This window comes from Actinomadura sp. KC06 (genome assembly GCF_004348735.1).
Lineage (GTDB): Bacteria > Actinomycetota > Actinomycetes > Streptosporangiales > Streptosporangiaceae > Spirillospora.
The window spans coordinates 63,129-69,294 of record NZ_SMKT01000024.1 but is presented as its reverse complement, the minus strand read 5'-3'; the positions used below and the strand labels follow the sequence as shown (position 1 = coordinate 69,294).

At 70.8% G+C, this 6,166-nt stretch carries 5 protein-coding genes; 2 read left to right on the top strand and 3 right to left on the bottom strand.

Translation table 11 applies throughout. The annotated features are described in order from the left end of the window. Positions 1–64: 64 nt before the first annotated feature. The 3 genes from E1287_RS11020 to E1287_RS11010 all read right to left on the bottom strand — a co-directional run bounded on the left by E1287_RS11020 (position 65) and on the right by E1287_RS11010 (position 3,754). Complete coding sequence (locus E1287_RS11020; protein ID WP_131964776.1) at positions 65–1,414, bottom strand: PTS transporter subunit EIIC; 1,350 nt, start codon at positions 1,412–1,414, stop codon at positions 65–67. A 54-nt stretch (positions 1,415–1,468) separates the two neighbouring features. Further along, on the bottom strand, positions 1,469–2,212 hold the full coding sequence (locus E1287_RS11015) for a GntR family transcriptional regulator (RefSeq protein WP_131964775.1): 744 nt from the start codon (positions 2,210–2,212) through the stop codon (positions 1,469–1,471). A gap of 207 nt (positions 2,213–2,419) precedes the next feature. Then, on the bottom strand, positions 2,420–3,754 hold the full coding sequence (locus tag E1287_RS11010) for a PTS transporter subunit EIIC (RefSeq protein ID WP_131964774.1): 1,335 nt from the start codon (positions 3,752–3,754) through the stop codon (positions 2,420–2,422). Positions 3,755–3,932: 178 nt separating this feature from the next. Between E1287_RS11010 and nagA the strand changes: the two genes are divergently transcribed. Both nagA and E1287_RS11000 read left to right on the top strand, forming a co-directional pair. Beyond that, complete coding sequence (nagA, locus tag E1287_RS11005; protein WP_131964773.1) at positions 3,933–5,102, top strand: N-acetylglucosamine-6-phosphate deacetylase; 1,170 nt, start codon at positions 3,933–3,935, stop codon at positions 5,100–5,102. Continuing rightward, on the top strand, positions 5,099–6,139 hold the full coding sequence (locus E1287_RS11000) for an SIS domain-containing protein (RefSeq protein WP_131964772.1): 1,041 nt from the start codon (positions 5,099–5,101) through the stop codon (positions 6,137–6,139). The genes nagA and E1287_RS11000 overlap by 4 nt, the downstream gene beginning before the upstream one ends. Positions 6,140–6,166 lie beyond the last annotated feature (27 nt).

The following is a 6,166-nucleotide window of genomic DNA, read 5'->3' as shown; positions in this document are numbered from 1 at the left end:
GACAGGGCCGGCCCGGGGTGGGGGCGCCGCGCTAGTGAGGGGCTCGCGGCGCCCCCCGGGAGGGTCAGCTGGCGGGCGAGCCCTGCGCGTCCCCCCTCGTGCTGCCGCCGGCCATTTCCGGATCGGCCGCGGGGTCGACGGCCGTGGACTCCTCGCCTTCCGGTTCGCGTCCCGGAGTCGCGAAGTTGAACTTCACGATCAGGAACTTGAAGATGAAGTAGTAGACGAAGAAGTACACGACGCCCAATCCGAGGATGAGCGGTAGCTGCTCGGTGTTGTCCTTCGTCGCGTTCAGCAGCAGGTCGATGCCGCCGGCGGAGAAGCCGAAGCCGAGCTGGGCCCCGGCGGCCTCCAGGACCGCCATCGAGATGCCGGTGAGGACGACGTGCACGCCGTACAGGACGGGCGCGACGAACATGAACGCGAACTCGATCGGCTCGGTGACGCCGGTGACGAACGCGGTGAGCGCCGCCGACAGCATGATGCCGCCGACCGCCGGACGCCGGTGCGCGGGGGCGGCGCGCCACATGGCGAGGGCCGCGCCGGGCAGGCCGAACATCAGGACGGGGAAGAACCCGGCGAGGAAGCCGCCCGCGTCCGGGTCGCCGGCCAGGTAGCGGTTGATCTCGCCGTGGACGGCGCCGTCCGGGCCCTCGTAGGTGCCGAAGACGAACCAGATGAGCGAGTTCGGGATGTGGTGCAGGCCGAACGGGATGAGCAGCCGGTTGATCATGCCGTAGATGCCGGCTCCGGCCGCGCCCGCGCCGGTGATCCACTCACCGAACTCGGTGAGCCAGTTGCCGAGCACCGGCCAGAGGAAGCCGATCAGGATGCCGAGCAGCAGGCCCGCGAAGGCGGTGACGATCGGCACGAACCGGCGGCCGCCGAAGAACGCGAGCCAGGTCGGCAGCTTGATCCGGTAGTAGCGCTGGTAGAGCAGCGCGGCGACGACGCCCATCAGGATGCCGCCGAGCACCTGGGTGGGGTTCGTGGCGCCCCAGTCGATGGCCGGCGCCGGCTGGCCGTCGACGACCTTGGTGATCGTGACGTTGCCCTTGAGCTCGTCCGAGTGCGAGAACATGATCTTCGAGACGCGGTCGAAGACCAGGTAGCCGACGACCGCGGCGAGCGCGGTGGAGCCGTCCGACTTCTTGGCGAAACCGATCGCCACACCGACGGCGAAGAGCAGCGGCAGGGCGGCGAACAGCGCGTTCCCGGCCTCGCCGACGACCTCGGCGACCCGGTTCCATTCGAGGCCGTCCTTGCCGAGCATGTCGGGCTGTCCGAAACGCAGCAGGAGTGCCGCGGCGGGCAGGACGGCGATCGGCAGCATGAGGCTGCGACCGATGCGCTGCAGCTGCGCGAGGATGCTCGACCCTCTGCGTGGTGTGTTGTCCACTGTCGTGGCGGTCATCGTGAGGTTCCTCCTCAGGGGATCCAGGAGTTCTCAGGTGTAGGGGCTGGGGGATCAGGACTGGGGCGGCGGGGGATTTCCGAGTGCCGTGTGGATCTGGTAGCGGTCCGCCCTGTAGGTCGACACGCCCAGCTCCGCACACACACCACCGGTGTACGAGCGGCGTTGGAGGAGCAGCACTGCACTGCCCCTTGGGATTTGCAGATGCCTGGCGTCCGCGGCGTCGGCCAGACTTGCGTCGATTGTCTGATCGCCCGCGTCGAAGACGAGACCGTACACCGCTTCGAGGACGCCGTACAGAGAGCGATCCGCGAGGCGGCGGTCGAGTAGGTCGGGAGCGAGCGAGGCGAGGATGTGGGCACGTTCCAGGGCCATCGGCTCGCCGTCCGCGGTGCGCAGGCGTTCGATGACATGGATCTCGGTTCCCGGTTCGACCTCGAAGACCCGGGCGAGGCGGGCGTCCGCGTAGACGGTCCGCCGGTCCAGGTCTATCGCGCCGGGACGCAGGCCGCGGCTCAGCATGTCCTCGGTGAACGAGACGAGCCGCAGCGGCATCTCGATCTTGGGCCGGGCCACGAAGGTGCCCTTGCCCGGGACGCGGTACAGCCGGCCCTCGGAGACGAGCTGGTCGACGCCCTGCCGCACGGTCATGCGGGACAGCCCGTACCGGACGCACAGCTCGCGCTCCGACGGGATCGGGGCGTCGACGGGCAGTTCCGCGCTCTCGATGAGGTCGAGCAGGATCGCGCGGAGCTGGAAGTACTTCGGTACCGGACTGTGCGGGTCGATTGTCGTCACGGGGGTTTCCTCGATGGCCGGGGGCCGGATCGATGGGATTCGCCGGGTTTCGACGGTTGGGGTTGGTTGGTGGGCCTACAGGGATATTGGATTTGGTTCGGACTGGTCTAGGCCGGACTAGACCACAGGACCGAAAGGCATGTCAATGCACGAATTCGTAACGACCGGGTCACGCCGGGACGCGACCATGATCGACGTACTCCCAGGTCAGGGAGCCCGTTCTGAGGGCCCGTCCGGCCGGGCCTCCGGCGGCATGTCCTCTTCCGGCTCCCGTCCGGGCGTCGGCAGGTTGAACCGCTTGATCACGAAAGTGAAGATCGCGTAATACAGCACGAAGTAGACCACCCCCAGTGCGATCACCATCCAGAGATGCCGGGTGTTGCTCTTGGTCGCGTTCAGCAGCATGTCGATCAGCCCGGCGGAGAAGCTGAAGCCGAGCTGCGCGTCCGCCGCCGCGAGCAGGCCCAGGGACACGCCCGTCAGCACGACGTGGATGCCGTACAGGACGGGCGCGACGAACATGAACGAGAACTCGATCGGCTCCGTCACCCCGGTGACGAACGCGGTGAGCGCGGCCGAGAACATCAGGCCGCCGACGGCGCCGCGCCGGTGCGGGGGAGCCGCGCGCCAGATGGCGAGGGCCGCGCCGGGCAGGCCGAACATCAGGACGGGGAAGAACCCGGCGAGGAACGTCCCGGCGTTCGGGTCCCCGGCCAGGTAGCGGTTGATCTCGCCGTGGACGGTGCCGTCCGGCCCCTCGTAGCTGCCGAACACGAACCAGATGAGCGAATTCAGGATGTGGTGCAGGCCGAAAGGCAGCAGCAGCCGGTTCGCGACGCCGTAGACGCCCGCGCCGAACGCGCCCGCGCCGGTGATCCAGTCGCCGAAGCTGTCGATCCAGCCGCCGAGCGTCGGCCACACGAACCCGAAGACCACCCCGAGGGCGAGCGCGGCGGCGGCGCTGACGATCGGCACGAACCGCCGGCCGCCGAAGAACGCCAGCCAGGACGGCAGCTTGATCCGGTAGAACCGCTGGTAGAGCAGCGCGACCATGACCCCGACGACGATGCCGCCGAGGACCTGCGTCGGGTTCGTCAGCCCGTAGCCGACCGCCTCCTCCAGGCTGCCGTCCTCCTGCTGGACCTTCTGGACGACCGTCCCCTTCAGCTCGCTGGTGTGGGAGAACATCACCTTCGAGACGCGGTCGAAGACCAGGTAGGCGACGACGGCGGCGAGCGCGGTGGAGCCGTCGGACTTCTTGGCGAAGCCGATGGCGACGCCGACCGCGAACAGGATCGGGAGGTTGTCCAGCAGCGCCCCGCCCGCCGCGGCGAACACCTCGGCGACGCGGTTCCAGCCGAGGCCGTCCACGCCGAGCAGGTCGTCCTGGCCGAGGCGGAGCAGGATCCCGGCGGCGGGCAGGACGGCGATCGGCAGCATGAGGCTCCGGCCGATCCGCTGCAGCACCGCGAACGTCGACGACCAGGCGCCGCCGAGGCCGCCGCGCCCGCCACCGCCGCCGACGGCGGCCGTGGTGCTCATGAGTGATCACCTTCCGGACCGGCGGCTTTTCCCGCAGCCGATACCGGACGAGTTCGGGCCCGCATCTTCATCTTCATCCGATTCGTGGAGTATGGTGCGTACTGGTCTAGTCCGGACTAGACCAGTTGGACCGGGCGTTTACGACCAGCGATCGTCGTGTCACAGAGAGTGCTCATACATGGCATCACTACTGATCACGGCCTCCAACATGATCATTACCCCCGCGGGCAGTCCTACCCGCGTCCTCTCCCCGGGATACGTCCGGGCCGAGAACGGTGTGATCGTCGAGGCGGGCGGGGGACGTCCGCCCGCCACGCTCGGCGCCCCCGACCGCGACCTCCGGGACGGGCTGCTCGCCCCCGGCCTGGTCGACATCCAGGTCAACGGCTTCTTCGGCCACGACATGGTGGACGCCGACGAGGCGGGCTGGCACACCGTCGTGTCCCGCCTCCCCGAGACCGGCGTGACCGCGTTCCTCCCCACGTTCATCACCGCCCCCGTCGCGACGCAGGCCGCCGCCCTCCGCCGCGCCCGCGACCTCCTCCCGAACCTCCCGGACGGGACGCGCGTCCTCGGCGTCCACCTCGAAGGACCGTTCCTGTCGGAGAAGCGCAAGGGCGCGCACAACGCCGTCCACCTCACCGACCCGGAGCCCGGCGCGATCGAGACGCTGCTGGAGACCGGGCTGGTCAAGCTCGTCACCCTCGCGCCCGAGCGGAACGGCGCGCTCGACGCGATCCGCACGCTCACCGAGGCCGGTGTGGTGGTCAGCGTCGGGCACAGCGACGCGACCGCCGACCAGGTCGCCGTCGCCGCCGACGCGGGGGCCCGCAAGGTCACCCACATCTTCAACGCGCAGACCGGCGTGCACCACCGCGACCCGGGCGTCGCCGTCCAGGCGCTCATCGACGACCGGCTGAGCCCCGGCCTGATCCTCGACCTGCACCACGTCGCGCCGAAGGTGGCCGAGCTGGTGTTCCGGGCCGCGCCGGGACGGGTCGTGCTCGTCACCGACGCGGCCTCGGCGGCGGGCATGCCACCCGGCACGTACGAGCTCGGCGGCGAGCCCATCACCATGCCCGCGGAGGGCCCGCCGCTGCGCGCCGACGGCACGCTGGCCGGATCCGGCCTCCGGCTGGACGACGCGGTCGGCAACGCCGTCCGCATCGGCATCGACACGGTCACGGCGGTGGACGCCGCGACCCGCGTCCCGGCCGACCTGATCGGCCGTCCCGATCTCGGCCGGATCGCCCCCGGCGCCGCCGCCGACCTGGTCTGGCTGGGGCCGGACCACCGGGCGCGTACGACGTGGGTCAACGGGCAGGAAGTCTTCGGAGGGGGATCATGACGAGTTTGATGCGCGCCGAGATCGGCGAGCAGCCGGACGCGCTGCGCCGGACGATCGACGCGCTGCTGCCGCGCACCCCCGACCTCGGGGCGCTCGCCCGCGAGACGCGGCAGGTGCTGTTCATCGCGCGCGGGTCGTCCGACAACGCCGCGGTGTACGGCCGCTACCTGGTCGAATCGCACGCCGGACGGCTGGCCACGCTCGCCGCGCCGTCGATCGCGACGACCTACAAGCGCAAGCTGGACCTGTCCGGCGTGCTGGCCGTGGCGATCAGCCAGTCCGGCAAGACGGAGGAGATCGTCGAGACCCTCGGCTGGGCCGGCGACTGCGGCGCCAGGACGGTCGCCGTCACCAACGGCGCGGGCTCGCCGCTGGCCGAGATCGCCGAGGTCGCCCTGCTCACGGAGGCCGGCGACGAGATCGCCGTCCCCGCCACCAAGACCTACACCACCCAGCTCGCCGCGCTGTCGGTGCTGGCCCTCGGCCTGGGAGCGGACGTCGCTGAAGCCGACCTGCGCCGCGTCCCCGACGAGGTCGCCCGGATGATCGCGCTGACCGAGGAGTCGGCCGCGCTGCCCGAGATCGTCGAGGAGCTGGCGAAGGTGCCGGGCACGGTCGTGTCCGGGCGCGGCATCGCGTTCGGCACCGCGCTGGAGCTCGCGCTGAAGATCAAGGAGGCGTGCTACCTGCACGCGATGGGCCTCTCGTACGCCGACCTGCTGCACGGCCCGATCGCGGTCGTCGACGCGCAGACCCCCGCGCTGCTCGTCGCCGCCGACTCGGGACCGACGCTGGCCGGCACGGTCGCGCTGGCCAGGCGGGTCGAGAGCGCGGGCGCCCGCGCCTACGGCGTCGGCGGCGGCCCCGACCTCGCGGCGGCGTGCTCGGCGGCGCTGCCCGGCCCCGCCCTCCCCGAGTGGACGGCCCCGCTCGGCCTCATCGTTCCCGGCCAGATCCTGGTCGAGAACCTGGCCCGCCGGCTCGGCATCGACCCGGACGTGCCCCGTGGCCTGAACAAGGTCACCCAGACAGACTAAGACAAACCCCCTGCAACGCCCGGGGCG